The organism is Acidocella sp., assembly GCF_027352905.1.
Classification (GTDB): Bacteria; Pseudomonadota; Alphaproteobacteria; order Acetobacterales; family Acetobacteraceae; genus Acidocella.
On record NZ_DAIEIF010000059.1, the window covers coordinates 1 to 26,667 of the forward strand.

The following is a 26,667-nucleotide window of genomic DNA, read 5'->3' on the forward strand; positions in this document are numbered from 1 at the left end:
CCCGCGCCATACCCCCGCGCCGCCGGCGCCCCCTGGCGGCGCGGGCGCGCCGGTGGCGGGGCAGATCGTCATCGCCTATGGCGCCGCCACCCCCGCCGGCCCGGCCAATGGCGTCTTCTACGCCGCCGCGCCGGGAGCCACCGTCACCAGCCCGTGCGGCGGCACCATCCTCTATGCCGGGCCGCTCAACGGCTATGGCGAGGTGGTGATCGCCGATTGCGGGGGCGGGCTTTCCACCGTTCTCGCCGGGATGAGCCGGCTCGACGTCTCGCAGGGCCAGCCCGTGACGCATGGCCAGCCGGTGGGACGGATGCAGGCGTTCGACCCCGCCGCGCCCGCCCGCCAGCCCCGGCTCTATGTCGAGCTGCGGCGGGGCGGCCAGCCGGTCGATCCCACCTCCTGGCTTAAATCCAGCCCCGCCCTTCCGGGGCGCTCTGGATAAACCGGCCAGGATGTTCTCTAATGAGAGCCGGGGCGGCGCGCCCCCCTAGTCAAGAGGAATTCATGTATGCGTTTGCGTGGCGGCTTGTTGCTCGGCGGAATTTTCGTGGCTGGTCTCACCGCCGGTTCGCTCACGCAACCCTTGGCGCGCGCCCTGGGGGACACGGCCCCGGGTGAAAACACCTATCAGCAGCTTTCCCTGTTCGGGGACATTTTTTCCCAGGTGAAGCAGAATTACGTCATCGACCCGCCCAGCACCAAACTGGTGTATGACGCCGCCAACGGCATGCTCTCCGGGCTCGACCCCCATTCCAGCTACATGAACGCCCAGCAATACGCGGATATGCAGGCGCAGACCTCCGGGCAATTCGGCGGGCTGGGTCTGGAAGTGACGCAGGTCAGCGGGCTGTTGAAAATCATCACGCCCATAGACGGCACGCCGGGAGCGCGGGCGGGCATCCGCCCCGGCGATATCATCGTCGAGATCAACGGCCACGCCACGGACGGACTCACCCTGGATGACGCGGTGGCGCAGATGCGCGGCGCGCCCGGCACCAAGGTGACGCTGACGCTGAAGCGCAACGGCATCAATACCCCGGTGCGGGTGACGCTGACCCGCGAGATCATCAAGGTGGATGACGTGAAGAGCCGGCTGGTCACCACCGCGGCCGGGCCCGTCGGCTATATCCGGCTGGACAGTTTCGACGAACCCGCCGACCAGCACATCCGCGACGCGGTCAAATCCCTCACCCGCCAGGCCCACGGCCCGCTGCACGGCTATATCCTCGATCTGCGCGACAATCCCGGCGGGCTGCTCGACCAGGCGGTGGCGGTGAGCGATGATTTCCTCACCAGCGGCGAGATCGTCTCCACCCATGGCCGTCATCCCGAGGACGACCAGGTGTGGTACGCCCAGGGCACCGACATCACCCATGGCGCGCCGATCGTCGTGCTCACCAATGCCGGCACCGCCTCGGCGGCGGAGATCGTCACCGCCGCGCTGCAACAAAACCGCCGCGCTCTGGTGCTGGGCACCAAGACCTTCGGCAAGGGCTCGGTGCAGACCATCATCCCCATCGACAACCAGGGCGCGCTGCGCCTGACCACCGCGCTGTATTTCACGCCCTCCGGGCGCTCCATCCAGGATTACGGGGTGACGCCCGACATCACCGTGGCCGACAGCGCCACGCCGGAGGACAGCTTCTCCCAGCTGCGGGAGACGGATCTGCTTCACAGCTTCACCAACCCCACCCAGCAGAGCGCGCCGCCGCTGCCGCCCGCCCCGCCGCTGCCGCCGGTGGCGGCGAGCATCCCCGCCAAGCCGCCCCAGGGCTGGCCCGCCTTCGACCCCACCAACCCCGCCACGGACTTCCAATTGCAGATGGCGCTCAAGCTCGTCGCGGATATGAAGCCGGTCACCGCGGTGGCGGCCCATTGAGCCAGGCGGCGGATTACACCGCCCTGCCCTACCGTCTGAATGTCGGGGCGGTGCTGTTCTCGCCGGAGGGGCGGGTTTTCGTGGGCCGCCGCAAGGGGTTTCCAGATGCCTGGCAATTGCCGCAGGGCGGGGTGGATGAGGGCGAGGATTTGCGCGCCGCCGTGCTGCGGGAATTAAAAGAGGAGATCGGCACGGACAAGGCCGAGATCATCGCCGAGCATCCGGACTGGCTGTCATACGATCTGCCGCCGGAACTCCTGGGCGTGGCCTGGCGGGGGCAATATCGTGGCCAGAAACAGAAATGGTATGCGCTGCGCTTTACCGGCGCGGATGCGGATATCGATCTCGAGGCCGACGGCCACCCGGAATTCGACGCCTGGCGCTGGGTGGAGCTGGCCGAGCTGCCCGCCCTCGCCGTGCCCTTCAAACGGGATATTTACGAAAGGCTGGCGCGGGATTTCGCCTCCTACGCCCGGCCGGCAATCATTACTCCCTAAACCCGCGCATCCGGCACGGCCAGGCTGGCGAGCAGCGCCTCCAGCGCCCGGAAGCCGACCGGTTTCACCAGATGATGATCGAACCCCGCCTCGGCGGCGCTGGCCTTGTCCTTCTCCTGGCCCCATCCGGTCTGGGCGATGATCGGCACCGAGCCAAGCCGCTCATCGCGCCGCAGCATGCGGCAGACCTCGTAGCCGTTCATGCCCGGCATGCCGATATCCAGCAAAATCGCGTCCGGCTGGTAGGCGCGCGCGGCGTCCAGCGCCTCGCGCCCGTCATGCAGCAGGCGGTAATCGTGCCCCATCTCCTCCAGCATCCAGCCGATGGTCTGGGCGACATCCTGGGAATCGTCGATCACCAGCACCCGCAGGGGCGCGGCGGCGGGAGCCTCGCTCGCGGCGGGCGGCTGGGCGGGCAACGTGGCGGGCGGCTGGGCGAGCGGCATCCGTACGGTGAACACGCTTCCCTCGCCCACGCCGTCGCTCTTCACCATGACGCTGCCGCCATGCAAGGCCATCAGCCGGCGCACCAGGGCGAGACCGATGCCCAGCCCGCCCCCCGCGCGGCCGCCCTGCTGGTCCAGCTGGGAAAAGAGATCGAACACATCTCCCAGCCGGTGTGCCGGAATGCCGATGCCGTTATCCGCGACGCTGATCACCGCCTCGCCCCCCTCGCCCCGCGCCGCCAGGTGGATGCACCCGCCCTCCGGCGTGTATTTGGCGGCGTTATTGAGAAGATTGCCGATAACCTGGGCGAGCCGCGTCAAATCGGCTTCCACCCATAAAATTTCGTCGGGCAATTCGACGCTGAGGCAGTGACCGCTGGCCTCGACCATCGGGCGGCTCGTCTCCAGCGCCGCGCCGATGGCCTCCTGCACCGGCATCCTCTCCTTGCGCAGGAGAATCTTGCCCTGGCTGATGCGCGAAACATCGAGAAGATCATCGATCAACCGGACGAGATGGGCGAGCTGGCGGTCCATGATGGCCAGCACCTCGCCCGCTTTTGCCTCATCCGGCGCGTGGAGAAGCACGTCGAGCCCATGGCGCAAGGGCGCCAGCGGGTTGCGCAACTCATGCGCCAGGGTGGCGAGAAACTCGTCCTTGCGCAAATCCGCCCGCCGCAGCGCCTCGGCCTGCGCCTCCAGCGCGTCCCGCTGCGCGGCGATCTGCTGGCGCTGCCGGTAAAGCTCGAAGAAGACATCCGCCTTGCTGCGCAGGATGTCGGCCTCGATCGGCTTGTAGATGAAATCCACCGCCCCCGCCTCATAGCCGCGGAAACGGCGTTGGGTGTCGGCGGTGCCGGCGGTGACGAAGATGAGAGGAATGCGGCGCGTGCGCTCATTGCCGCGCATCAGCTCCGCCAGATCGAACCCGTTCAGCCCCGGCATCTGCACGCCGACGATGGCAAGCGCGACATCGCGCCGCAGGAGAATTTCCAGCGCCTCGTCGCCGGAGCGCGCCTTGAGGCAGACCAGCCCGTCCCGGCGCAGCAAGGCTTCGAGGGAGAGGAGATTTTCCTCCAGATCGTCCACCAAGAGAAAATGAACCGGGTCCATGGCCAACTCCATCATAGCGCCTGGAGAAACGCAGCGATACCGGCGACGGGCAGGATATGGGCCTGGGGGCAGGCCGCCAGCGCCGCGAGCGGCATGTCCGGCGCCTGCGCCTCGTCCGGGCGCTGGATCATGGTGACGCCTCCCGCCGCCGCCACGGCTTTGAGGCCCCGCGCGCCATCCTCATTGGCGCCCGAGAGGATGATGCCGGCGAGCGCCGGGCCATAGGCATCCGCCGCGCTCTCGAACAGCACATCGATGGCGGGGCGGGAATAGAGCACCGGCTCATCGCTGGAGAGGGCGATGGAACGGCCCGTCTCGATCAGCAAATGATAATTAGGCGGCGCGAAATACACCGTGCCGGCGCGAATGGGCTCCTTATCCTCCGCCTCGCGCACCGGCACGCGGCATTTGGCCTGGAAAATCTCGGCGAACAGGCTTTTGCGGTCGGGAGGCAGATGCACGACCACGAAAACCGGCAGGCGGAAATTCTGCGGCAGCGCGGGCAGCAGGGCGGAGAGTGCCTCCATGGCCCCGGCGGAGGCGCCGATCACCACCGCCTCAAGGGGCACGGCGCTCATTCCGCCCGCCTCTGATAGATTTTTTCCTCGCGGACGAAATCGGAAAACGCGCCGGCATGACGGGAAAAGCGCAAATTTTCCTTGGCGCCCAGGCCAAGAAATCCCTTCCGCGCGAGCGAGTCCTTGAACAGCCCCACCGCGCGGTCCTGCAATTCGCGGTCGAAATAAATCAGGACGTTGCGGCAGGAGATCATATGCATCTCCGCGAAAACCGCGTCCGTCACCAGGCTGTGATCGGCGAAGACGACGCGCTCACGCAGGGATTTATCGAAGGAGGCCCGGCCATAGGCGGCGCTGTAATAATCGGAGAGCGAGGATTTGCCGCCGGATTTGCGGTGATTTTCCGTGAAGAGCTGCATCCGCTCCAGGCTGAACACGCCGGCCTGGGCGCGGGCCAGCGCCTCCTGGTTGATATCGGTGGCATAGAACAAGGTCCGCTCCTCCAGCCCCTCCTCGCGAAAGAGGATGACGAAGGAATATAATTCCTCGCCGTCGCTGCAACCGGCGATCCATAATTTCAGCGAGGGATAGGTGCGCAGATGCGGCACCACCGTCTCCCGGATCGCCTTGAAATAAGACGGGTCGCGGAACATCTCGCTGACCTGGACCGTCAGGTAGCCGAGCAGGACGGGAAGCATGTCCGGCTCATGCAGCAGGCCCTCCTGCAGGGCGGAGATGGTTTTGAAGCCAAGCTGGTCGCGGGCGAGGCGCAACCGGCGTTTGAGCGAGGCCGGGGCGTAATGGCGGAAATCATAATGATAGCGCAAATAGAGCGCCTCCAGCAGCAGCCGGATTTCGATATCCTCCAGCGCGGCCGCGCCGAGCTCGCTCATCGCGGCATCCAGACCCGCACGAGGGAGAGCAGTTTTTCGACATCCAGCGGCTTCGCCATGTAATCATTGGCTCCCGCCTCGATGCAACGCTGCTGGTCATCGGGCATCGCCTTCGCGGTGAGGGCGATGATGGGCAGTTTCCTCCATGCCTGGTTTTTGCGGATCTCGCGGATGGCGGTCAGCCCATCCATCACCGGCATCATCACATCCATCAGCACGAGATCGATCCCCGCCGTCTCGCCTTTGCCGGCCGCCGCCAGCGCGTCGAGCGCCTCCTGGCCGTTGCGGGCGATCTCGATGGCCGCGCCGCGCGGCTCGAGAATATTGGTGAGGGCGTAGACATTGCGGATGTCGTCCTCGACGATGAGGATGCGCCGGCCTTCGAGCAAAGCGTCGCGGTTGCGTGCCTTGCGGATCATCTTTTGCCGTTCCGGCGGCAGTTCGGCGACGACCTGATGCAGGAACAGCGTCACCTCGTCCAGCAGCCGCTCGGGCGATTTGGCGCCCTTGATGATGATGGATTTGGAATAGCGGCGCAGCTTCTGCTCATCCGCCGCCGTCAGCTCCCGCCCGGTATAGACGATGACCGGCGGGAAGGAATAGGCGTCCTCCCGGCTCAGCGTTTCCAGCAGCGAGTAGCCGGACGCGTCCGGCAGCGAGAGGTCAAGCACCATGCAATCGAAGGTCTGGGATTTCAGCAATTCCAGACATTCCGCGGCGGTGCCGGCGGAGACGGTCTCGGTGTCGTGGGCGGCGAGCAGGCGGCTCACCGCCTCGCGTTGCAGCGCGTCGTCCTCGACGATGAGCACGCGGTGCATGCGTTGCTCCAGCCGGGTTTCCAGCTTGCGCAGCGCCTCGGTCAATTCCTCGCGCTGCACCGGCTTCAACAGATAGCCGACCGCGCCGAGGGAGAGGGCGGTCTGGGCATGATCCGCCGCCGAGACGACATGGATGGGAATGTGCCGGGTCTGCACGTCGCGTTTCAGCCGGTCCAGAACCGAGAGACCGGACTGGTCCGGCAGGCCGACATCGAGAATGACGGCGTGGGGCATGAATTGCCGGGCGAGTTGCAGCGCCTCCTCGGCGGTTGAGGCCAGCAGCGCCTTGAACCCCGCCTCGCGGGCTAGATCGCGCAGCACCTGGGCGAAACGGGCGTCATCCTCGACGATGAGCAGCACCCGCCGCGCATCCTCCAACCGGTCGCGGTCATCCTCTATGCCGGGCGCCGCCGTCCCAGTCAGCGGCATGGGCGCAAGCGGCGCGGCCGGCGGCGCGGGCAGCGGCGCCATCGCCGCCGGGGAGGCGGGCTCGGCATCGCGCGGCGCGACGAGGCGGGGATCGAAAGCCTCCGGCAGGATGAGGGTGAACACGCTGCCCGTCCCCGGCTGGCTGCGCAGATGGATGCTGCCGCCGAGCAGCCGCGCGAGTTCGCGCGAGATCGAAAGCCCGAGTCCCGTGCCTCCATATCTGCGGCTGATCGTGCCATCGGCCTGGTGGAACGCCTCGAAAATCCGTTTCTGCTGATCCTCGGGGATACCGATGCCGGTATCGGCCACCGAGAAGGCGATCCGCCCGCCCGCCGCCCGCTTGACCGTCAGGCTCACCCGCCCGGCTTCGGTGAATTTAAAGGCGTTGGACAGAAGGTTTTTGAGAATCTGCTCGAGCTTCTGCGGATCGGTCTCCAGCGCTGGCGGGCATTCCGGGTCGATCGCGGTCTCAAATCCCAATTGCCTCTTTTGCGCGATCGGCAGAAACAAATGCTCGAGGCTGGCGGCCAGCCGGGGGAGCGGCACGCTTTCCGCGGCGATGTCCACATGCCCGGCCTCGATCTTGGAAAGATCGAGAATATCATTGATGAGAACGAGAAGATCGTTCCCCGCCGACTGGATGGTTTGCGCGTATTTGATCTGCTCGTCGGAGAGATTGCCCTCGGCATTGTCGCCGAGCAGCTTGGCGAGGATGAGCAGCGAATTGAGCGGCGTGCGCAATTCATGGGACATATTGGCGAGGAAATCGGATTTATACCGGCTCGCCTGCTCAAGCTCCCTGATTTTCATCTGCACCAGGGCGTTGGCCTTGGCGAGGTCATCGCCCTGCGTCTCCAATTGCTGCGCCTGTTCCTCGAGCTGGGCATTGGTCTGGTTCAACTCCGCCTGCTGCTGCTCCAGCCGCGCCTGGGATTCCTTGAGCGCCCGGCTTTGTTCCTCCAGCTCTTCGTTGGAGACGCGTAATTCCTCGCCCTGGACCTGCAACGCCTCGGATTTGCGCTGGGTATCCTCCAGCAGCGCCTTCAGCTCGTCCCGGTATTTGGCCGAGCGCACCACCATCGCCACCGCCGCCAGCATCTGCCCCAGCAACGTGGCGAGGTTCTCATCCGGGTTATGGATGAAGCCGAGTTCCAGCACGGTGTTGACCTCGTCCTCCACCATGCCGGGGACGACCAGCAAATGGCGGGGCGTGCCGCGCCCCAGCGCGGAGCCGAAGCTGAGATAGCCCTCCGGCACGTCATCGATGAAAAGCCGGCGTCTGGCCGCCACCGCCTCGCCCAGCAACCCCTCCCCCGGATAAAACCGCTCGGGCACCACCGCCCCGGCCGGCACGCCATAGGTGGCGATCCGGGTGAAGGCCCCCGCCTCCGCCACATAAAGCGCGCCGGCCACGCTGCCCAGATATTCCGCCATGAAGCCGAGAATGTTGCGGCCCAGCATCTCCGCCGGCTGGTCGCCGCGCATCACCGCCTCCAGCCCCACCTGGCCGGTCTGGAACCATTCCTGCCGCCGCCGCGCGAAGGCGGCGCGATTGACCAGATAGGCGACGATGACGGTAAGAAACAGCCCGACCAGGCCGGTGAAAACGCTGCTGACCAGCGCCTGGCTCTTCGCCTTCGCCGCCTCGGCCAGATGCCGCCCCCGCGCGCTCTCCTCCAGCTGCGTCAGCGCGTTCAGCTGGGCGCGGACCGCATCCATATCCTCCTTGCCGCGATTGGTGTTGACAATGGCGAGCGCTCCCATCGGGTTGCCCGCTTTCTGCAGGTCCACCGTCTCCTTCAGCTCCGCGAGCTTGGTTGCCACCGCCTTTTCCAAAAGCCCGAGCCGCTCCCGCTCCGCCGGAGCGGCCTCGGTCAGCTGCGCCAGCGTGGCGAGTTGCGCCGGCAATTGGGCCACCGCCTCGTTATAGGGGGCGAGATAATTGGGGTTGTTGGTGAGAAGATAGCCGCGCTGGCCGGTCTCCGCGTCCTGCACCGTCGCCAAGATTTTTTGAAGGGCCAGCATCACCTCATGGGAATAGGTGACCAGCGCCTCGTCCCTGCGAATGGTCTCGATGTTGATATAGGCGATCGCGCTGCTGGCCCCGAAAAACAGCATGGCCCCCAGCACGCCGAGCACCACGGCGAAATCCAGGCCAGCGCCGCGCGTCTTCAACTTCCAGCCCGGCGTTCGCTTCATATGGCCTCCCCCTGTGAAACCTGAATTAGATGGTCATGCTTTGGTAAAAGCGCAACGCTTCCTGGCAGGCTCAATGGCGGGCGCGAAACCGCTCGATATTCCCCAGCTGATCCTTAAAGAAACGCGAGAAGGCGGATTCATGCGTGCCGTCCCCCTTGGCGACGAAATAGAGCGCGTCGCTCCGGGCCGGGTGCAGCACCGCCGTCAGCGCCGCCGCGCCCGGCGCGCAGATGGGGCCAGGCGGCAGGCCCTTGGCCTGATAAGTATTATAGGGAGAGGCGAGGGCCAGATCCGCCTTGCTGAGAGTGACACCGCCGGATTGCCGCCCCTGGGTGACCGCGTAGATCACCGTCGGGTCGGCTTGCAGCCTCATCCCGGCCTTGAGCCGGTTCTCATACACCGCCGCGATGACGGGCATCTCGGCGGGCAGCGGCGTTTCCTGCTGGACGATGGAGGCGAGAATCACCGCGTCCCGGGGCGAGGCAAGCGGCACGGCGGGGTCGCGCCCGGCCCAGGCCATTTCCAGCGCCGCGCGTTCCGCCGCCTGCATGCGGGCCAGCAAGGCGGCGCGGTCCGTGTGCCACACATAATTATAGGTCTGGGGCCAGACGCTGCCCTCCGGCGGCGGCGCCACCTGGCCGGTGGCCGCCGGCAGGGCGTTGAGAATGGCGGCGATCTGCACCCCCGTCAGCCCTTCCGGGATGGTGGCCTGGTGCTGCACCTCCGCCCCGTGGCGCAATATGCCGAGAATTTGCGCGAGGCTGGCATGGGCGGGAAAGAGATACTCGCCCGCGCGCAGCGGTCCGGCCTGGCGGGTCAGCCAGGCGGCGGCGCGAAAGGCCAGCGGATGTTCGATGACCCCGGCTCTGGCCAGGGTTTCCGCCACCCCGGCGGTGCCGCCGGGTGGAATGACGACGATCTTGCTGGTCTTTCCCGCCCCCGGCCCTTGATAGGTCTCATGCACCGCCATCCGCCCGGCGTTGAACACCGCCAGCAACACGAGCAGAAAAAGAAGGATACGGCCGCGCCAGCGCAATTCGGCTCAGGCGACCCGCTTGAAGATGATGGAGGCGTTGGTGCCGCCAAAGCCGAAGGAATTGGACAGCGCCACGTCGATCTTGCGCTCCTGCGCCATAAGCGGCACCCGGTCCACCACCGATTCGCGGCTCGGCTCGTGCAGGTTAAGCGTGGGCGGGGCGACATTGTCGCGGATGGCGAGGATGGAAAAGATCGTCTCCACCGCCCCCGCCGCGCCGAGGAGATGACCGATGGAGGATTTGGTGGAGGACATGGCAACATGGCGGGCGTGATCGCCGAGCAGGGTTTCCACCGCTTCCAGCTCCAGATCGTCGCCCAGCGGGGTCGAGGTGCCATGGGCGTTGATATACTGCACGTCCGCGGGCGCGAGGCCGCCATTCTTGAACGCCGCCCTCATGGCGCGCAAGGCGCCCTCGTGATGCTCCGCCGGCGCGGTGATGTGGTGGGCGTCGCCGGACATGCCGTAGCCGCTCACCTCGGCATAGATCTTGGCGCCGCGCTTGCGGGCGTGCTCGTATTCCTCCAGCACCACCACGCCGGCGCCCTCGCCCATCACGAAGCCGTCACGGTCCTTGTCCCAGGGGCGGGAGGCCTCGGGCGGCCGGTCGTTGAAGCCGGTGGAGAGCGCACGGGCCGCGCAGAACCCAGCGATGCCGAGCGCGTTGACCGTCGCCTCCGCGCCGCCCGCCACCATCACATCCGCATCGCCAAAGGCGATGAGGCGGGAGGCGTCGCCGATGGCGTGCACGCCGGTGGCGCAGGCCGTCACCACCGAATGGTTGGGACCCTTCAACCCGTACCGGATCGAGACCTGGCCCGAGATCAGGTTGATCAGCGCCGCCGGAATGAAGAAGGGGGAGACGCGCTTGGCGCGCCCCTCATGCACCATCACGGAGGTCTCGTAGATTGTCTGCAACCCGCCAATGCCGGAGCCGATCATCACCCCGGCCGCGCATTTCTCCTCCTCCGTCTCGGGCACGAAGCCGGAATCGGCCAGCGCCTGCGCCGCCGCCGCCATGCCGAGATGGATGAAGCGGTCCATCTTCTTGATTTCCTTGGGCGGAATCCACTCCGCCAAATCGAGTCCGCCCTCGGCCGCCAGCCCCGCCGGGACCTGCCCCGCGATCTTCGCCGCCAATTCCGTGGTGTCGAAGCTCTGAATGGCCGTGATCCCGGATTCGCCGTTGATCAGCCTCTTCCAGACATGTTCGACCCCCACCCCCAGGGGGCAGACGATCCCCATTCCGGTCACGACAACACGACGCATGCGAACTCCTTGGACGCTCTTTGGATTCCTGGCGAAAGCGGGCCTTATTCGGCCTTCTGCTTCTCGATATAGTCGATGGCGTCCTTAACGGTGGTGATCTGCTCGGCCGCGTCCTCGGGGATCTCCACGCCGAAGGCTTCCTCGAAGGCCATCACCAGCTCGACCGTGTCAAGGGAGTCGGCGCCGAGATCGTCGATGAAGGAGGCCTCGGGGGTTACCTTCGTCTCTTCCACACCGAGATGCTCGACAACAATTTTTTTAACCTTGTCGGCGACTTCGCTCATTTGAATTCACTTTCCTGCTGTTGTGTAGTGCCCGGCGCGGCCGGCCGCGCGGGGACGGATGGATTGAATACATCACACTCGGCGGCGCTTAGCATGGTTTTTCCCGCGCCGCCAAGCCGGGTCACATCATCGCCATGCCGCCATTGACATGCAGCGTCGCCCCGGTGACCCAGCCCGCGCCGGGGGAGGCGAGATAGGCGACCGCCGCCGCGACATCTCCGGGCGCGCCCAGCCGCCCGAGCGGGATGCGCGCCGCCAGCGCGCCGCGCTGCGCCTCGGTGAGGGCGTCGGTCATCGGCGTCTCGATGAAGCCAGGGGCGACCAGATTGACCGTGATCCCGCGCGAGGCGACCTCTTGCGCCAGGGATTTGGTGAGGCCCGCGAGCCCGGCCTTGGCGGCGCAATAATTGGCCTGGCCGGGATTGCCGGTGGCGCCGACGATGGAGCCGATATTGATGATCCGCCCGGATTTGCGGCGGAGCATGAATTTCAGCGCCGCCCGGATCAGCCGGAACGGCGCCGAGAGATCGACATTCAGCACCTTTTCCCAATCCGCGTCGCTCATGCGCATGGCCAGCCCGTCCTTGGTCAGCCCGGCATTGTTGACGAGAATATCCACCTTGCCCATGGCGGATTCGGCCGCCTCGATCAGCCGGGCCGCCTCCTCCGGCAGGGAGAGATCGGCGGGGAGCACATGCGCGCGCCCGCCCAGCCCGGCCGCCAGCGCCTCCAGCGCCTCGCGCCGCGTGCCGGAGAGCGCCACCTCCGCCCCCTGGCCGTGCAGGGCGCGGGCGATCTCGGCGCCGATCCCGCCGGAAGCGCCGGTGACAAGGGCGGTCTTGCCCGTCAGGTCGAACATCACAACACCTTCAGCACGGCTTCGATCTCGGCGGGGCTGCCGACCGGCGTGGCGCTCGCCTCGGGGGCGATGCGCTTGATCAACCCGGTGAGCACCTTGCCCGCGCCCAGCTCATAAAAATGCGTCACCCCCAGCGCCGCCATCTCCTCAACGCTCTCGCGCCAGCGCACCGTGGCGGTGACCTGCTGCACGAGCAAATCGCGGATCTCGTTGGGCGCGGTCGCCTTGGCGGCGGTCACGTTGGCGATGATGGGAACGACCGGCGCATGCGGCGGAGTCGCGGCGAGCGCCTCGGCCATCGCATCCGCGGCCGGGGCCATCAGCGCGCAATGGAAGGGGGCGGAGACCGGCAGCAGCATCGCCCGCTTCACCCCCCTGCCCTTGGCGATCTCTATGGCGCGCTCCACCGCCGCCTTATGGCCGGAAATCACCACCTGGCCACCGCCATTATCGTTGGCGGCCGCCACCACCTCGCGCCCCTCCGGCCCGGCCTCGGCCTCGGCGCAGATCTCGCGCGCCGCCTCCAGCTCCACCCCCAGCAGCGCCGCCATGGCGCCCTGCCCCGGCGGCACCGCCTTCTGCATCGCCTGGCCGCGCAGTTTGAGCAGCCGCGCCGTATCCGCCAGGGAAAAGGAATCCGCCGCCGCCAGCGCGCTATATTCGCCCAGGCTGTGCCCGGCGGCCAAAGCTATTTTTCCGCTCAGATCAAGCCCGCCCTCGCGTTGCAACACCCGCAGCACCGCCAGGGAGACGGCCATCAGCGCGGGCTGGGCGTTCTCGGTGAGGGTCAGCTCGTCGGCGGGTCCCTCGAACATCAGCTTCGAGAGCTTCTGCTTGAGCACCTCGTCCATTTCCTCGAACACCTGCCGGGCCGGCGCGAAGGCGGCGGCCAGATCCCGCCCCATGCCAACCGCCTGGCTCCCCTGGCCGGGAAAAATAAGGGCGTTCACCGCCATGAATGGGTCTCCTTATGCTGGGGCGCACCTAGCATGGCTCCGGCGCGCCGCAAAATTCTTGAAGTGAACATCTTTTTTATAATAGCCCGAGCAACGCCAATTCCCGGCGCAGGGATTCGGGCATGGTCTCCGCCGCCGCTTGCCCGGCGGCGTCCAGGTCGGGCGGCGCGTCTTTCGGGTCCAGATAGCGCCAGCCTTGAAAGGCGCGCATCGGCCGTCCCTCCACCCGCACCAGTTCAGGGTCCAGCACCAATGCAGCGCAGGCGCTGCCATCCGGCTCCTGGTCCTGGCGGACCTCCAGCACCCTCTGGCGCACCAGCACCACCCCGCCGACCACCCAATAGAGCGAGCCGCCATCGGTCAGCTCCGCCGCGCGCTTGGGGAAATTGCGCGTCAAATGACGCAAGGGCGGCATCTCTGCCGCCCTTTGTTTCTGCCAGGCCGTTAGCTGCGAAACATCCTTCGCCCCCACGGCTAATTTTACGAGGTGGATCAGTTCTTCGCCTTGTCCACCAGGGCGTTCTTGGAGATCCATGGCATCATCCCCCGCAGCTTGGCCCCCACCTCCTCGATGGGATGCGCGGCGTTGCGGCGGCGAATGGCCTTGAAACTGCTCTGATGCACCTTGTTCTCCAGCATCCAGTCGCGGGTGAAGCGGCCGGTTTGGATATCCTCCAGCACCTTCTTCATCTCGGCCTTGGTCTGGGCGGTGATGATGCGCGGGCCGGTGACATACTCGCCATATTCCGCGGTATTGGAGATCGAGTAGTTCATGTTGGCGATCCCGCCCTCATAGATGAGATCGACGATCAGCTTCACCTCGTGCAGGCACTCGAAATAGGCCATCTCCGGCGCGTAGCCCGCCTCCACCAGCGTCTCGAACCCGGCCTTGATCAGCTCGACCAGGCCGCCGCACAGCACCGTCTGCTCGCCGAACAGATCGGTCTCGCACTCCTCCTTGAAGCTGGTCTCGATGATGCCGCCCTTGCCGCCGCCAATGGCGGAGGCATAGGAGAGGCCGATCTCCAGCGCGTTGCCGCTATGGTTCTGCGCCACCGCCACCAGACAGGGCACGCCGCCGCCGCGCTGATACTCGCTGCGCACGGTATGGCCGGGCCCCTTGGGCGCGACCATGAACACGTCGATATCCTTGCGCGGCTCGATCAGGTTGAAATGCACGTTGAGGCCATGGGCGAAGGCCAGGGCCGCGCCCTCGCGCAGATTGGCCTGGAGATCCTGGTAATAAAGATCCGCCTGCCCCTCATCCGGGGTGAGCACCATCACCACATCGGCCCATTTCGCGGCCTCGGCGGGGGTCATCACCTTCAGCCCGGCGGCCTCGGCCTTGGGCGCGGCGGCGGAGCCGGGGCGCAGGCCGATCACCAGCTCCTTCACGCCCGAATCCTTGAGGTTCAGCGCATGGGCATGGCCCTGGCTGCCATAGCCGATGATGGCGACCTTTTTGCTCTTGATCAGGTTAACGTCGGCATCCCGGTCGTAATAAACGCGCATTGGCTATAATTCCCTGTCTGCTTTCTTCAAAACGCCGGCGCTGCGTACTGCGTTTCGCCCGCGCTGTCACCCGCGCGCAGCACGGGTTTGGCATGAAACATCCCCGCGCCGCGCAATATCGTTGCGCGGACCCTGGCGGCGGGCGGGCGATGCGCTTACTTCGTCTTTACCGGCGCGGCGGTCTTGGCCTTCACATCCTCCGCCGTCACCCCCGGCGCCAGCTCCAACAGGGTCAGGCCCCCTTTCTCCTTGTCGCAGGTAAAGACGCAGAGATCGGTGATGATCAGATCCACCACGCCCACCCCGGTCAGGGGCAAACCGCAGGCTTCCTTGATCTTCGGCTCGCCATCCTTGGACGTATGCTCCATCAGCACCACCACGCGCCTCACCCCGGCGACGAGGTCCATCGCCCCGCCCATGCCCTTCAGCATCTTGCCGGGGATGGTCCAGTTGGCGATATCGCCCTTGGCCGAGACCTCCATGGCGCCCAGAATCGCCATGTTGATATGGCCGCCGCGAATCATCGCGAAGCTGTCGGCGGAAGAGAAATAGCTGGTGCCGGGCAGTTCCGTCACCGTCTGCTTGCCGGCGTTGATGAGGTCGGGGTCCACCTCGTCCGGGTAGGGGAACGGGCCGATGCCCAGCATCCCGTTCTCGCTTTGCAGGGTCACGTCCATCCCCTCGGGAATGTAATTCGCCACCAGGGTGGGAATGCCAATGCCGAGATTGACGTAGAAACCGTCCTTCAGCTCCTTGGCGGCGCGGGCCGCCATCTCATCGCGGGTCCAGGGCATCTCAGCCGGCCTCCCTCTTGCGTGTGGTCAATTTCTCGACATGCTTCTCGTTGACGGTGCATTTGATCAGCCGGTCCACATAGATGCCAGGCGTGTGGATCTGGTCGGGGTCGAGCGCGCCGACGGGGACGATCTCCTCCACCTCGGCGATGGTCACCTTCGCCGCCGTCGCCATCACCGGGTTGAAGTTGCGCGCTGTCTTGCGATAGACGAGATTCCCCGCCTCGTCGCCCTTCCACGCCTTGATGATGGCAAGATCGCCCTTCAGCCAGGTCTCGCGCAAATAGGTCTTGCCCTCGAATTCCTCGACCGGCTTGCCCTCCGCCACCACCGTGCCGACCCCGGTGGGGGTGTAGAAGGCGGGAATGCCGGCACCCGCGGCGCGGATGCGCTCGGCCAGCGTGCCCTGCGGGTTCAGCTCCAGCTCCAGCTCGCCGGAGAGATATTGCTGCTCGAAAAGCTTGTTCTCGCCGACATAGGAGGCGATCATCTTGCGGGTCTGGCGGCTCTCCAGCAGCAGCCAGAGCCCATGCCCATCCGCCCCGGCATTGTTGGAGACGATGGTGAGGTTTTTCACCCCCGAATCGCGGATCGCCAAAATCAGGCTCTCGGGGATGCCGACGAGGCCGAACCCGCCGGAGAGAATGGTCATGCCGTCCGAGAGCACGCCGTCCAGCGCGGCTTGCGGGGATGGGTATATTTTTTTCATGTCTGCTTGCGCCCTCGCCGTGATGGGCCGCATCGCCGTGAAATGCGCAGGCGGCCGCGCTCAATAAAAAGCACCGCTCCGGCCCGGTCAATATCCGCCGCCGGGCGGCGGGGCCATGGCGCGTCGTTCAACAAAACCCCGCGGGCCGGGGCCGCGCCCCGCCCTGAAACCGGCTTTTTCTTCGGCAAGCATGTCAAATCTATTGCAGGAGCGCCCGGCTCTGGCTAGGCATTGTGCAGAGCAGCAGTGCCCCGACGCGAAACCGGAGAGTGTATGGACGCAGAGTTGGATAAGCCGGGTCCCGACGCGCCTCTTCTCGAATTGCGGGGCATCGTCAAGCAATTTCCCGGCTGTCTGGCCAATGACCATGTCGACCTGACCATCCGCAAGGGCGAGATCCACGCCTTGCTCGGCGAGAACGGCGCGGGCAAGAGCACGCTGGTCAAGATCATCTACGGGGTGATGAAGCCGGATGCCGGGCGCATTCTCTGGAACGGCCAGCCGGCCGTCATCGCCAGCCCGGCCCAGGCGCGCGCGCTCGGCATCGGCATGGTGTTCCAGCATTTCTCGCTGTTCGAGGCGCTGACGGTGGCGGAGAACGTGGCGCTCGGCCTCAACAGCGCCCGGCAGCGGGAGGGGCTGGAGCGGCGCATCGCCGAGATCTCCGCCCGCTATGGCCTGCCCCTGGCGCCTGAGCGCACGGTGCACGACCTCTCGGTGGGGGAGCGCCAGCGCATCGAGATCGTGCGCTGCCTGCTGCAAAACCCCAAGCTGCTGATCATGGACGAGCCGACCAGCGTGCTCACCCCCCAGGAGGCGCAAAAGCTCTTCGTCACGCTGCGGCGGCTGCGCGCGGAGGGCTGCTCCATTCTCTACATCAGCCACAAGCTGGAGGAGGTCCGCGCCTTGTGCGAGACCGCCACCATCATGCGGCTCGGCCGGGTGGTGGCCCAATGCGCGCCGGCCGAAAAATCCGCGCGGGAGCTGGCGGAGCTGATGATCGCCGCCAAGCTCAAGGAGCCGGACCACAACGCCAAGCCCGCCCCGGCGGGGCCGCCCCGCCTGGTGGTGAACCGGCTGACCATCCGCTCCAGCCAGCCTTTCGGCACGGATCTGAAGGATATCTCCTTCTCGGTGGCGGGGGGCGAGATCTTCGGCATCGCCGGCATCGCCGGCAATGGCCAGAGCGAGCTGATGGACGCGCTCTCCGGCGAGACTCCCGCCGGCTCGCCCGCCAACATCCTGCTGGATGGCGCGCCCGTGGGGCTGGAGCGGCCGGCGGCGCGGCGGCGGCGCGGCGGCTGCTTCCTGCCGGAGGAGCGCAACGGCCATGGCGCGGTCGGGCCGATGACCCTGGCCGAGAACGGATTTCTCTCCGCCCATGTGCGCGGCGCGCTGCAACGCTTCGGCCTCATCAACGCCCGCCGCACGCGGGAGTTCGCCGCCCGGGTCATCCACGCCTTCGACGTGCGCGCCACCGGCCCGCAGGCGGAGGCGCGCTCGCTCTCCGGCGGCAATCTTCAGAAATTCCTGGTGGGGCGGGAGGTGCTGCAGAAACCGGGCGTGCTGGTGATCTCCCAGCCCACCTGGGGGGTGGATGCCGGCGCGGCCGCGGCGATTTACGAGGCGCTGGCCCGGCTCGCCGCCACCGGCACCGCCATCGTCCTGATCTCCCAGGATCTCGACGAGATCCTGCTGCTCTGCGACCGCATCGCTGTCATCGCGGCGGGGCGGCTCTCCCCCGCCATGCCGGTGCAGGAGGCGAGCCTGGAGACGATCGGCCTGCTGATGGGCGGCGCGCCGGAGGCGCAACAGGATGCCGCGCATGCTCTACCGGCTTGAGCCGCGCGGCGAGCGCTCGCTGTTCTGGGCCTATGGCTCGCCGGTGCTGGCGATCCTGCTCACCATCCTCACCATGATGCTGATCTTCGCGGCGCTGGGCGCGCCGCCGGTCAAGGGCGTGGAGACCTTTCTCATCGCGCCGGTCAGCACCTTGTCCGGGCTTTCCTCCCTGTTGGTGCGGGCGGCGCCGCTGGTGATGATCGGCGCGGGGCTCGCCTTGTGCTACCGCGCCAATGTCTGGAATATCGGCGGGGACGGCCAGTTCATCATGGGGGCGCTGGCCGGGGGGGGCGCGGCGCTGGCGCTGCCCAACGCGGCCTTCTGGTGGGCCTACCCGCTGGTGGCGGCGCTCGGCATATTGGGCGGCATGGGCTGGGCCGGGCTGGTCGCCTGGCTGCGGCTCAAATTCAACGCCAATGAAATCCTCACCTCGCTGATGCTGGTCTATATCGCCCAGCTCATCCTCGTCTGGCTGGTCACCGGCCCCTGGCGGGACCCGGCCGGGTTCGGCTTTCCCCAATCGGCGATGTTCGGCCCCGGCGTCACCACGCCCAGCTTCGGCGGCACCACCATCCATCTCGGCTGTGTGCTGGCGCCGCTGCTGGCGCTGGCGCTGTGGCAGGTGCTGGGCCGCTCGGTGCTCGGCTTCCAGCTGCGCGTCATCGGCCAGGCGCCGCGCGCCGCGCGTTTCGCGGGCTTTTCCAATGCCCGCCTCACCTGGTTCGCCCTGCTGATGAGCGGCGGGCTGGCCGGGCTGGCGGGTTTTTTCGAGGTCACGGGTCCCATCGGCCAGCTCACCGCCACCATAACGCCGGGCTATGGCTTCACCGCCGTCATCGTCGCCTTTCTCGGCCGGCTGCACCCGGTTGGGGTCATCTTCGCCGGGCTGCTGCTCGCCCTCTCCTATCTCGGCGGCGACGCCGCCCAGATCAATCTCAACCTGCCCAACGCGGTGACAGGTATCTTCCAGGGCGTGCTGCTCTTCTACCTGCTGGGGGCGGATGTGCTGATCCTGCACCGGCTGCGGCGGGCGCGCCCCGCCCCGGAGGCCGCCGCATGAGCGCCGCCTATATCACCAGCTTCGCCATCTCCATCGTCGCCGCCTCCACCCCGCTGCTGCTCGCCGCCTCCGGCGAGCTGGTGGCGGAGAAATCCGGCGTGCTCAATCTCGGCGTGGAGGGGATGATGCTGGTCGGCGCCATCGCGGGCTTCGCCACGGCGCACCAAACCGGCAGCGCCCTGCTCGGCATCGGCGCGGCGGCGCTGGCGGGGGTGGCCCTAGCCATGATCTTCGCGGCGCTGAGCCTGTCGCTGCTGGCCAACCAGGTCGCTTGCGGCCTCGCCCTCACCATCTTCGGCAAGGGCTTCGCCGCCCTGCTGGGGGCGGGTTATGTCGGCATCGCCGGGCCGGTGCTGCACCCCATCGCGCTGCCCCTGCTTAGCCGGATTCCCCTTCTGGGACCGGTGCTGTTCAACCAGAACATCCTCATTTATTTCTCTTTCGTTATGGTCGCGCTCATCGCCTGGTTTCTCAACCGCACCCATGCCGGGCTCATCCTGCGCGCCATCGGCGATAATCACGACGCCGCCCATGCCATGGGCTACCCCGTCATCCGCATCCGCTATGCCGCGGTGGCGTTCGGCGGCGCCATGGCGGGCATCGCCGGCGCCTATCTCTCTTTGTTCTATTCGCCGCTCTGGTCGCAGGACCTCACCGCCGGGCGCGGCTGGATCGCCCTCGCCCTGGTCGTGTTTTCCACCTGGCGGCCGGTCTGGCTGCTGGTGGGGGCGTATCTGTTCGGCGGCATCACCTTCCTCGCGCTTTATTTGCAGGGGATGGGCTTCTCGGTGCCCTCGCCCTTGATCTCGGCTTTGCCCTACGCCGCCACGGTGGTGGTGCTGGTCCTCATCTCGCGCGACGCCCGGCGCATCCGCCTCAACCAGCCCGCCTGCCTCGGCAAATATTTCCACGCCATCGCCTGACCCGTAACCAAAAGGAGCCCTCCCGATGTCATCCTTGAAACGCCGCAGCTTCACCGGCCTGCTCGGGGCCTCCGCCCTCGCCGCCCCCGGCATCATGCGCGCCGCCCGCGCGGACGCGCCGCTCAAGGTCGGCTTCGTCTATGTCGGCCCGGTGGGCGATTTCGGCTGGAGCTACCAGCACGAGATGGGGCGCAAGCAGGCCCAGGCGGCCCTGGGTTCGGCGGTGCAAACCTCCTATGTGGATAATGTGGACGAATCCCCCGCCTGCCAGGCCGTGTTCGAGAGCATGGTCGCCTCCGGCCACAAGCTGATCTTCGGCACCTCCTTCGGCTACATGAATTACATGGTGCGGGTCGCCGCCCAGCATCCGGAGGTGAAATTCGAGCATTGCACCGGCTATAAGCAGGCCAAGAACCTCGCCCTCTACAACATCCGCTATTATCAGGGCCGCTTCGTCCAGGGCGTTATCGCCGGGCATCTCTCCAAAACCGGCACCATCGGCTATGTCGCCTCCGTGCCGGTGCCGGAGGTGGTGCAGGGCATGGACGCGGTGATGCTGGGCATGCAGAGCGTCAACCCCAAGGCCCGGCTCAAATTCATCATGGTCAATAGCTGGTACGACCCCGGCAAGGAGGGCGACGCGGCCAAGGCGCTGATCGACCAGGGCTGCGACGTTCTCACCCAGCACACGGACAGCCCGGCCCCGCTCCAGGTGGCGGCCAGCCGCAACATCCCCGCCTTTGGCGAGGCGACGGACATGATCAAATTCGCCCCGCACGACCAGCTCACCGCCGACATCAACCATTGGGGCGATTACTACACCCAGCGCATCAAGGATGTGCTGGCGGGCAGCTGGACCAGCACCAATACCTGGGGCGGCTTCGCCGACGGCATGCTGCAAATGGCGCCGTTCCGCAACATGCCGGAGCCCATCGCCCAGGCGGCGCAGCAGTCCGTGGCGGATATCTCGGCGGGCAAGAACAAGGTCTTCACCGGCCCGCTCACCGACCAGACCGGCAAGGTGTTCCTGCCGGCGGGGCAGACCATGGACGACACGACCTTATCGGGGCTGCAAACGCTGGTAAACGGCATCGAGGGCAAGCTGGGCTGAGCCGTCTCATCCGGCGCGCGGTTTATAGATCCACGCCGGAATAGGACCCGTTGACCGATTTGTTGATCAGCGGGAAATCGGCGAGAATCGCGGTGGTGGCGGCGTGCTCCAGCAGCGGCCAATGCAGGGCGCTGGCATCGGCGGCGAAGGCGTCGCGGATCTGGCCGTTATCCAAATTCAACCAATGCCAGACGGGGCCGCGGAAACTCTCGGCCACACCCAGCCCCATGCCGCTCGCGGCGGGCGGAGCCACCGCCACCGGCCCCGGCGGCAGCGCCGCCAGCATCTGGCGGATGAGCCGGATGCTCTCCGGAATCTCCTCCAGCCTAATGTTCACCCGCGCCGCCACGTCGCCCTCCCGCGCCACCGGCACGGCGAGGCCCAGCCCCTCATAGGGCGGGTAGCCCGGGCTCAGCCGCGCATCGGCGCGCCGGCCGGAGGCGCGGCCCACATAGCCGCCGGCATTATAGGCGGCGGCGAGGCCGGGCGGGATCACCCCCGTGCCCACCAGCCGGTCCTGCAGGCTGGCATAATCCTCGAAGACGCGCCTGAGGCCCGGCAATTCCTGCTCCAGCGCGTCCAGCGCGGCGGTGATGGCCGCCGCCCCCTCCGGCGCCAGATCTCCCGCCACGCCGCCCGGCACCACCAGATCCATCATCAGCCGGTGGCCGAACGCCGCGTGGGCGGCGGCGCAGAACCGCTCGCGCGCCAGGGCGAAGCGCGCCTCCAGAAAGGCGAAGCCGGCATCCCCGGCGATGGCGCCGATATCGCCGGCATGGTTGGCGAGACGCTCGGTCTCCGCCATCAGCGCCCGCAAATACTCCGCCCGCTCCGGGGCGCGGAAGGCGAGCGCCGCCTCCGCCGCGCGGGCGAAGGCGATGGCGTGCGCCACCGTCGCATCGCCCGAGATGCGCGCCGCGTAACGCGCCGCCTGGCGCGGGGATTTGCCCCGCATCAGCCTCAGAGTGCCCTTATGGGCGTAGCCCAGCCGGGCCTGGAGGCTCAGCACCCGCTCCCCGATGACCGAGAAGCGGAAATGGCCGGGTTCGATGATCCCGGCATGAACCGGCCCGACCGCGACCTGATGCGCGCCTTCTACCTCCGGCAAGGGAAAGCTCGGCCATTCGGCGCGGCCATCCGGCTCGCGGCAATGCTCCACCGCCCGGCGCGGGTCTGCGAACCCCGCGGCCACATGGCCGCTCAGATCGCGGGCCAGGCGCTGAAACCAGTTGGCGCCGGGATGCGCGAGGGCGGGGTAGCTACCCTCCCGCAATTCCACCGCCACCAGCTCCCCCGGCTCGTAAAGCGCGTAGGCATGGGCGGCATCGGTCCAGAGGGCGATGAAATCGCCGGTCCGCGCCGCCCATTCCTCCGGGGTCAGCAAGTTCATCGCAGCGCCTCCGCCGCCTGGGAGAGCAGCAGCACCAGGGGCGCGGGCATGGCGAAGGCGAGCAGAACCATCAGCCCCAGATGCAGGGCCACCAGATGCATCGCCCGCCCGGCGGGTTTGGGCTTTTCCTGAGGCAGCCGGGCGAAGAGCAGCGGTCCGACATGGCGCAGCACCGCCACGGCGCAGAGCAGCATCCCCAGCCCCAGCGGCAAGGAAAGAGCGGGGGCGCGCTGGATGGTCTGGCTGACGATGATGAACTCGCTCACGAACAGGCCGGAGGGCGGCAGACCCGCCAGGGCGAAGACGCAGCCCCCCAGCAGCCACCCGGTATAGGGGCTGGCATGGGCCAGCCCGCGCAAATGCGAGAAGCCGTACTGGCCGGGGGCGGCGGAGCCGCGCAGGCTGGCGGCGCGGATCAGCGCCAGGAACAACCCGGATTTGAGCAGCGTGTGCAGCGCCATATGGAGAATGCCGCCGAAAATCGCCGCCGGGCCGCCAATGCCGAAGGCGAAGACGGCGAGGCCGGAATGCTCGATGGAGGAGAAGCCGAAAAACCGCCGCGCATCCCGCCGCCGCAGAAAGGAGAAGGCGGCGAGAAACAGCGAGGCGAGGCCCAGCGTGACGAGAAAGGCGCCGGGCTCCATCGCCTTGCCCCCGGCGGCGGCATTGGCCTGCATGAGGTGGCGGAAGCGGAGGATGGCGAGCAGCGCGACGTTGATGAGCGGGCCGGAGAGCGCCGTGGTCAGCGGGGCCGGGCCTTCCGCGTAGGCGTCCGGCAGCCAGCCATGCAGCGGCACCAGCGCCGCCTTGGTGCCGTAGCCGAAGAGGATGAACACGAAGGCGAGGGTGAGCAGCGCGCCATCCATGGCGGCGGCGTGGGCGGAGAGGGCGGCGAAGCTCATGGCGGCAAAGCCGGGACCCAAAGCGGGCTGGGCGGCGAGATAGACCAGCATGGTGCCGAACAGGGCGAGGCCGATCCCCACCCCGCCGAGGATGAAATATTTCCAGGCCGCCTCCAGCCCGCGCGGCGTGCGGTAGAGGCTCACCCCCAAAGTCATGGCGATGGTTCCGGCCTCCAGCGCCGCCCAGAGCAGCCCGGCATTATCCGCGTAGAGGCCGAGCAGCGCCGCCCCCAGCACGATCTGGAACAAGGCGTGGTAGAGCCGCCAGCGGCGCGGGGGCATGCGCGCCGCCTCCGCCGTGACATAGCCGATATTGACCAGCGCGGCGGTAAGGCCGGCCAGCCCGGTGAGCACCCCGAACAGCGCCGCCAGCCGGTCCGCCGCCACCAGCCCGCCGCCGCCATGCCAGAACACGCCGAGCGTGAGCGCCAGCAGCGCCGCGCACACCCCCGCATTGGCGAGAGCGCCCTGGCGCGGCGTGCCCGCCAGCCCCAGCCCCAGCGCCGCCAGCAAAGGCAGCGCGATGGCGGAGAGGGCGAAATTCACCGCCCCCGCCTTTCGATTTCCTCGAGCCCGGAGAGATCGAGCGTGTCGAAATGCTCGCGCAGGCGGAAGAGGAACACGCCGACGACGAGAAAGGCGAGCAGCACCAGCAGCGCCACCGAGAATTCCGCGACGAAGGGCATGCCCGGCATGCCGATCGCCGCCAGCACGAGGCCGTTCTCCATGGAGAGAAAGCCGATGAGCTGGGCCAGGGCGTTGCGGCGGACGATCATCAGCAGCAGGCCGAGCAACACCACCGAGAGGGCGATGGCCGCATCCTCGCGGGTGAGGGAGAGAGCGCTCGCCGTCGTCGGCAGCACCACCAGCACGGCGATGCCGATCAGCGCCAGGCCGAGGATCATGGAAAGCGCCATCGGCAAGGCGGTCTCCACGGCGCGGACCATGTTGAAGCGCAGCACGATCTCGCGCAGCCCCCAGGGCAGCAGCACGCCCTTGAGGGCAAGGGTGATGAGGCCGGTGAAATAGAGATCGACCGCGCCCTGCGCGTAACCCTGCCAGAAGGCGGCGGCGGCCAGCACCAGCGCCTCGGTCTGGTAGAGGGTGATCATCGCCGCCAGCCGCCGCTGGGAGAGCTGGAGAAAGCCGCAGAGCAGGATGACGCCGCCCAGCAGATGGGCGAGGGAAAAGGTGAGGCTCACGGGCCGATCCTCGCCGCGACGAAGAGAAACACGCTGGCCAGCATGCCGAGCAGCAGCGCCGCGCCGAGAAATTCCGGCACGCGGAAGACGCGCATCTTGGCGCGCGAGACCTCGAACAAGCAGAGCGCGGCGGCCATGAGGACGAGCTTGCCCGCCCAGAGCAGCAGCCCGCCCGGCCAGGAGAGCAGAGCCCCCGCCCGCGCCATGCCGAAGGGCAGGAAAATGGCGCCGATCAGGTTCATCCAGGCGAGCAGGCGCAGCATCGCCGCGTATTCCGCCAGGGCCAGCAGCCGCCCGGAATATTCGAGAAGCATCGCCTCATGCACCATGGCGAGTTCGAGATGCCCGGCGGGGTTGTCGGCGGGGATGCGCCCGCTCTCGGTCAGCGCCACGGCGAGCATGGCGGCGAGAGCGAAGCCGAGCGAAACGGAAATGCCGATATGGGCGGCGGGGAAGATCACGGCGATGCCGTCCACGTTCGTCGTGCCCGCCAGCAGGGCGAAGGCGAGCAGCAGCACCAGGAGCGCGCCCTCCGCGAACAGGCCGAACAGCGCGTCGCGCGCCGCCCCGGCCCCGCCGAATCCGGCGCCGGTCTCCAGCCCGCCGAGCATGGTGGCGGCCCGCGCCAGGGCGAACAAGCCGATGATGGTGACGTAATCGGCGGCGGGGGCGGTGAGCAGGCCGGTGCAGAAGCCAGGGATCAGCAGCACCGCCACCGCCAGGGCGAGGCAGGCGGCCAGCGGCCAGAAGGGGAAGCATTCCGTCGCCGTATCCGGCAGCAGGGCGGTTTTGCGCAACCGCCGGGCGAGGTCGCGGTAAGGCTGGAGCAGCGGCGGGCCGCGCCGGCCCAGCAGCCGCGCCCGGCCTTGATTGACGAACCCGGCCAGCAGCGGCGCGCCCGCCAGGCACAGCCCCGCATGCAGCAGCGTGGCGAGGAGAGCGAGGAGCACGCCCAGCATCTCAGCCACCCTCCCCCAGCCCCAGCGCCAGGAGAAACAGCACCAGGGCGGCGAAGATGAAGGCCAGGCGCTCGCGGATGGTGGCGCGGCGCACGCGCTCGGCCAGCCGCACGCCGCGCAGCTGGAGCCGCGCCAGCGGCGCGAGAAGAAAGCGCTCCGCCGGGTCGCCCAGCCCCGCCCCCAGCACGCCCCGGCCCAGCACCCGCGCCACCGGCTCGGCAAAGCCCGTGGCGCTCGGCTGGGTATGGGGGTCGCCAAAGGGCAGCCAGGCCGGCGGGCGGCCGAACCCGCCATTCCAGCCCGGCGTCTCGCGCAGGCCGCGCACGCCCCAGCGCGTCTGCGCGAAGCCCAGGGCCAGCGCCGCCAGCAGGGCCAGCAGCAGCAGGGTCAGCGGCGCGTAGGTGAGCGGCGGGGTTTGCGCCTGCGGGGCGAGCAGGCGGATCGCCGGGGTCATCAGCCCCAGCATCAGGCCGGGCAGCAGCGCCACCGGCAGCATGAGCGTCGCCAGCAACGCCATGGCGAGAGAAGGTCCGCGCCGCGCATCCTCCGCCGCCGCCGCGTGCAGGCTGCGCGGCCGGCCGAGAAACCCCATGCCGATGAGCCGCACCGCCGCCGCCAGGGCCAGGGCCGCGCCCAGGCCGAGAATGGCCAGCAACGCCGAAAAGCCGAGCCGCGAGAGAATCCCCCCGCCCTGCGCCGCCGCCGCGATCACCGCGTGCCAGAGCAGATATTCCGGGGCGAATCCCGGCCCCGGCGGCAGGGCCGCCATCCCCGCCGCGCCCAGCAGCATCAGCCCGCCCAGACGCGGCATTCCGCGCATCAACCCGCCCAGCCAGTTGAGCGAGGTGGTGCCGACCGAATGTTTAACTTCGCCCGCGCCCAGAAACAGCAGCGGCTTGAACAGCCCGTGCGCGATGGCGCAGAACAGCGCCGCCTGGAGACCCAGCCCGGCCAACTCGGCATCGCCCATGGCTTTCGCGCGCAAAGCGATGCCGAGCCCCACGGCGATGAGCCCGGCATGTTCCACCGTGGAGCAGGCCAGCATGGTCTTCATCTCCACTTCCAGCATC

At 67.7% G+C, this 26,667-nt stretch carries 25 protein-coding genes; 7 read left to right on the top strand and 18 right to left on the bottom strand.

Annotated elements, in window-relative coordinates; translation table 11 throughout:
• From M7H45_RS11195 to M7H45_RS11205, 3 genes are all read left to right on the top strand, one after another.
• On the top strand, positions 1-442 hold a 442-nt coding region (locus M7H45_RS11195; RefSeq protein ID WP_298216960.1), incomplete at its 5' end, for a murein hydrolase activator EnvC.
• Positions 443-508: 66 nt separating this feature from the next.
• A complete protein-coding gene (locus tag M7H45_RS11200; RefSeq protein ID WP_298216962.1) occupies positions 509-1,879 on the top strand; it encodes a S41 family peptidase in 1,371 nt (456 codons plus the stop codon).
• Positions 1,876-2,376, top strand: a complete 501-nt coding sequence (locus M7H45_RS11205; RefSeq protein ID WP_298216964.1) for an RNA pyrophosphohydrolase — start codon at positions 1,876-1,878, stop codon at positions 2,374-2,376. The genes M7H45_RS11200 and M7H45_RS11205 overlap by 4 nt, the downstream gene beginning before the upstream one ends.
• Here M7H45_RS11205 and M7H45_RS11210 read toward each other — a convergent pair.
• The 13 genes from M7H45_RS11210 to M7H45_RS11270 all read right to left on the bottom strand — a co-directional run bounded on the left by M7H45_RS11210 (position 2,373) and on the right by M7H45_RS11270 (position 16,208).
• Positions 2,373-3,932 carry a response regulator gene (locus M7H45_RS11210; RefSeq protein WP_298216966.1) on the bottom strand — a complete coding sequence of 520 codons (1,560 nt, stop codon included), beginning with the start codon at positions 3,930-3,932 and terminating at the stop codon, positions 2,373-2,375. The two genes, M7H45_RS11205 and M7H45_RS11210, sit on opposite strands and share 4 nt — an antisense overlap.
• Positions 3,933-3,943: 11 nt before the next feature.
• Entirely contained in the window at positions 3,944-4,510 is a 567-nt protein-coding gene (locus M7H45_RS11215) for a chemotaxis protein CheB (RefSeq protein WP_298216967.1), read from the bottom strand.
• On the bottom strand, positions 4,507-5,343 hold the full coding sequence (locus M7H45_RS11220) for a protein-glutamate O-methyltransferase CheR (protein ID WP_298216968.1): 837 nt from the start codon (positions 5,341-5,343) through the stop codon (positions 4,507-4,509). The genes M7H45_RS11215 and M7H45_RS11220 overlap by 4 nt, the downstream gene beginning before the upstream one ends.
• The gene (locus M7H45_RS11225) at positions 5,340-8,789 is read right to left on the bottom strand and encodes a response regulator (protein WP_298216969.1); all 3,450 of its coding nucleotides are present in this window, start codon (positions 8,787-8,789) and stop codon (positions 5,340-5,342) included. Before M7H45_RS11225 ends, M7H45_RS11220 begins: the two co-directional genes overlap by 4 nt.
• Positions 8,790-8,859: 70 nt before the next feature.
• Positions 8,860-9,825 carry an endolytic transglycosylase MltG gene (gene mltG / locus M7H45_RS11230; protein WP_298216970.1) on the bottom strand — a complete coding sequence of 322 codons (966 nt, stop codon included), beginning with the start codon at positions 9,823-9,825 and terminating at the stop codon, positions 8,860-8,862.
• A 6-nt stretch (positions 9,826-9,831) separates the two neighbouring features.
• Entirely contained in the window at positions 9,832-11,094 is a 1,263-nt protein-coding gene (fabF, locus tag M7H45_RS11235; RefSeq protein WP_298216972.1) for a beta-ketoacyl-ACP synthase II, read from the bottom strand.
• A 44-nt stretch (positions 11,095-11,138) separates the two neighbouring features.
• Positions 11,139-11,378, bottom strand: coding sequence for an acyl carrier protein (locus M7H45_RS11240; RefSeq protein WP_298216974.1), 240 nt, complete (start codon positions 11,376-11,378; stop codon positions 11,139-11,141).
• A gap of 121 nt (positions 11,379-11,499) precedes the next feature.
• Positions 11,500-12,237 carry a 3-oxoacyl-[acyl-carrier-protein] reductase gene (fabG, locus tag M7H45_RS11245; protein WP_298216975.1) on the bottom strand — a complete coding sequence of 246 codons (738 nt, stop codon included), beginning with the start codon at positions 12,235-12,237 and terminating at the stop codon, positions 11,500-11,502.
• Positions 12,237-13,193 carry an ACP S-malonyltransferase gene (gene fabD, locus M7H45_RS11250; protein ID WP_298216977.1) on the bottom strand — a complete coding sequence of 319 codons (957 nt, stop codon included), beginning with the start codon at positions 13,191-13,193 and terminating at the stop codon, positions 12,237-12,239. Before fabD ends, fabG begins: the two co-directional genes overlap by 1 nt.
• A 76-nt stretch (positions 13,194-13,269) precedes the next feature.
• Positions 13,270-13,728 (bottom strand): DUF1489 family protein, encoded by a 459-nt coding sequence (locus M7H45_RS11255; RefSeq protein ID WP_298216979.1) that lies wholly within the window; start codon positions 13,726-13,728, stop codon positions 13,270-13,272.
• Entirely contained in the window at positions 13,686-14,705 is a 1,020-nt protein-coding gene (gene ilvC / locus M7H45_RS11260) for a ketol-acid reductoisomerase (RefSeq protein WP_298216982.1), read from the bottom strand. The genes M7H45_RS11255 and ilvC overlap by 43 nt, the downstream gene beginning before the upstream one ends.
• 155 nt (positions 14,706-14,860) lie before the next feature.
• On the bottom strand, positions 14,861-15,499 hold the full coding sequence (locus tag M7H45_RS11265; RefSeq protein WP_298216984.1) for a CoA transferase subunit B: 639 nt from the start codon (positions 15,497-15,499) through the stop codon (positions 14,861-14,863).
• 1 nt (position 15,500) lies between these two features.
• Positions 15,501-16,208, bottom strand: a complete 708-nt coding sequence (locus M7H45_RS11270; RefSeq protein WP_298216985.1) for a CoA transferase subunit A — start codon at positions 16,206-16,208, stop codon at positions 15,501-15,503.
• Between the two features lie 273 nt (positions 16,209-16,481).
• Here M7H45_RS11270 and M7H45_RS11275 point away from each other — a divergent pair, with 273 nt between their 5' ends.
• The 4 genes from M7H45_RS11275 to M7H45_RS11290 are packed head-to-tail and all read left to right on the top strand — an operon-like array spanning position 16,482 to position 21,144.
• The gene (locus M7H45_RS11275; RefSeq protein WP_298216986.1) at positions 16,482-18,050 is read left to right on the top strand and encodes an ABC transporter ATP-binding protein; all 1,569 of its coding nucleotides are present in this window, start codon (positions 16,482-16,484) and stop codon (positions 18,048-18,050) included.
• Positions 18,034-19,110, top strand: a complete 1,077-nt coding sequence (locus M7H45_RS11280; RefSeq protein WP_298216987.1) for an ABC transporter permease — start codon at positions 18,034-18,036, stop codon at positions 19,108-19,110. Before M7H45_RS11275 ends, M7H45_RS11280 begins: the two co-directional genes overlap by 17 nt.
• A complete protein-coding gene (locus tag M7H45_RS11285; RefSeq protein ID WP_298216989.1) occupies positions 19,107-20,033 on the top strand; it encodes an ABC transporter permease in 927 nt (308 codons plus the stop codon). The genes M7H45_RS11280 and M7H45_RS11285 overlap by 4 nt, the downstream gene beginning before the upstream one ends.
• 25 nt (positions 20,034-20,058) lie before the next feature.
• Positions 20,059-21,144 carry a BMP family ABC transporter substrate-binding protein gene (locus M7H45_RS11290; RefSeq protein ID WP_298216991.1) on the top strand — a complete coding sequence of 362 codons (1,086 nt, stop codon included), beginning with the start codon at positions 20,059-20,061 and terminating at the stop codon, positions 21,142-21,144.
• Positions 21,145-21,166: 22 nt separating this feature from the next.
• Here M7H45_RS11290 and M7H45_RS11295 read toward each other — a convergent pair whose 3' ends face one another.
• The 5 genes from M7H45_RS11295 to M7H45_RS11315 form a co-directional block, all read right to left on the bottom strand.
• Positions 21,167-22,534: a nickel-dependent hydrogenase large subunit gene (locus M7H45_RS11295; protein ID WP_298216993.1), complete on the bottom strand. Its 1,368-nt coding sequence runs from the start codon at positions 22,532-22,534 to the stop codon at positions 21,167-21,169.
• On the bottom strand, positions 22,531-23,982 hold the full coding sequence (locus M7H45_RS11300; protein ID WP_298216995.1) for a proton-conducting transporter membrane subunit: 1,452 nt from the start codon (positions 23,980-23,982) through the stop codon (positions 22,531-22,533). Before M7H45_RS11300 ends, M7H45_RS11295 begins: the two co-directional genes overlap by 4 nt.
• On the bottom strand, positions 23,979-24,638 hold the full coding sequence (locus tag M7H45_RS11305; protein ID WP_298216997.1) for a hydrogenase-4 component E: 660 nt from the start codon (positions 24,636-24,638) through the stop codon (positions 23,979-23,981). The genes M7H45_RS11300 and M7H45_RS11305 overlap by 4 nt, the downstream gene beginning before the upstream one ends.
• Positions 24,635-25,597: a respiratory chain complex I subunit 1 family protein gene (locus M7H45_RS11310; protein ID WP_298216999.1), complete on the bottom strand. Its 963-nt coding sequence runs from the start codon at positions 25,595-25,597 to the stop codon at positions 24,635-24,637. Before M7H45_RS11310 ends, M7H45_RS11305 begins: the two co-directional genes overlap by 4 nt.
• A 1-nt stretch (position 25,598) precedes the next feature.
• The coding region (locus tag M7H45_RS11315; RefSeq protein WP_298217001.1) for a proton-conducting transporter membrane subunit at positions 25,599-26,667 on the bottom strand (1,069 nt) is incomplete at its 5' end.

Bases quoted from the DNA above. Each gene is read 5' to 3' on its own strand.
- M7H45_RS11200 (WP_298216962.1), top strand. From the start codon at position 509: ATGCGTTTGCGTGGCGGCTTGTTGCTCGGCGGAATTTTCGTGGCTGGT.
- M7H45_RS11210 (WP_298216966.1), bottom strand. From the start codon at position 3,932: ATGGACCCGGTTCATTTTCTCTTGGTGGACGATCTGGAGGAAAATCTC.
- M7H45_RS11215 (WP_298216967.1), bottom strand. From the start codon at position 4,510: ATGAGCGCCGTGCCCCTTGAGGCGGTGGTGATCGGCGCCTCCGCCGGG.
- M7H45_RS11220 (WP_298216968.1), bottom strand. From the start codon at position 5,343: ATGAGCGAGCTCGGCGCGGCCGCGCTGGAGGATATCGAAATCCGGCTG.
- M7H45_RS11225 (WP_298216969.1), bottom strand. From the start codon at position 8,789: ATGAAGCGAACGCCGGGCTGGAAGTTGAAGACGCGCGGCGCTGGCCTG.
- fabF (WP_298216972.1), bottom strand. From the start codon at position 11,094: ATGCGTCGTGTTGTCGTGACCGGAATGGGGATCGTCTGCCCCCTGGGG.
- M7H45_RS11240 (WP_298216974.1), bottom strand. From the start codon at position 11,378: ATGAGCGAAGTCGCCGACAAGGTTAAAAAAATTGTTGTCGAGCATCTC.
- fabG (WP_298216975.1), bottom strand. From the start codon at position 12,237: ATGTTCGACCTGACGGGCAAGACCGCCCTTGTCACCGGCGCTTCCGGC.
- fabD (WP_298216977.1), bottom strand. From the start codon at position 13,193: ATGGCGGTGAACGCCCTTATTTTTCCCGGCCAGGGGAGCCAGGCGGTT.
- M7H45_RS11255 (WP_298216979.1), bottom strand. From the start codon at position 13,728: ATGGATCTCCAAGAACGCCCTGGTGGACAAGGCGAAGAACTGATCCAC.
- ilvC (WP_298216982.1), bottom strand. From the start codon at position 14,705: ATGCGCGTTTATTACGACCGGGATGCCGACGTTAACCTGATCAAGAGC.
- M7H45_RS11265 (WP_298216984.1), bottom strand. From the start codon at position 15,499: ATGCCCTGGACCCGCGATGAGATGGCGGCCCGCGCCGCCAAGGAGCTG.
- M7H45_RS11270 (WP_298216985.1), bottom strand. From the start codon at position 16,208: ATGAAAAAAATATACCCATCCCCGCAAGCCGCGCTGGACGGCGTGCTC.
- M7H45_RS11275 (WP_298216986.1), top strand. From the start codon at position 16,482: ATGGACGCAGAGTTGGATAAGCCGGGTCCCGACGCGCCTCTTCTCGAA.
- M7H45_RS11280 (WP_298216987.1), top strand. From the start codon at position 18,034: ATGCTCTACCGGCTTGAGCCGCGCGGCGAGCGCTCGCTGTTCTGGGCC.
- M7H45_RS11285 (WP_298216989.1), top strand. From the start codon at position 19,107: ATGAGCGCCGCCTATATCACCAGCTTCGCCATCTCCATCGTCGCCGCC.
- M7H45_RS11290 (WP_298216991.1), top strand. From the start codon at position 20,059: ATGTCATCCTTGAAACGCCGCAGCTTCACCGGCCTGCTCGGGGCCTCC.
- M7H45_RS11295 (WP_298216993.1), bottom strand. From the start codon at position 22,534: ATGAACTTGCTGACCCCGGAGGAATGGGCGGCGCGGACCGGCGATTTC.
- M7H45_RS11310 (WP_298216999.1), bottom strand. From the start codon at position 25,597: ATGCTGGGCGTGCTCCTCGCTCTCCTCGCCACGCTGCTGCATGCGGGG.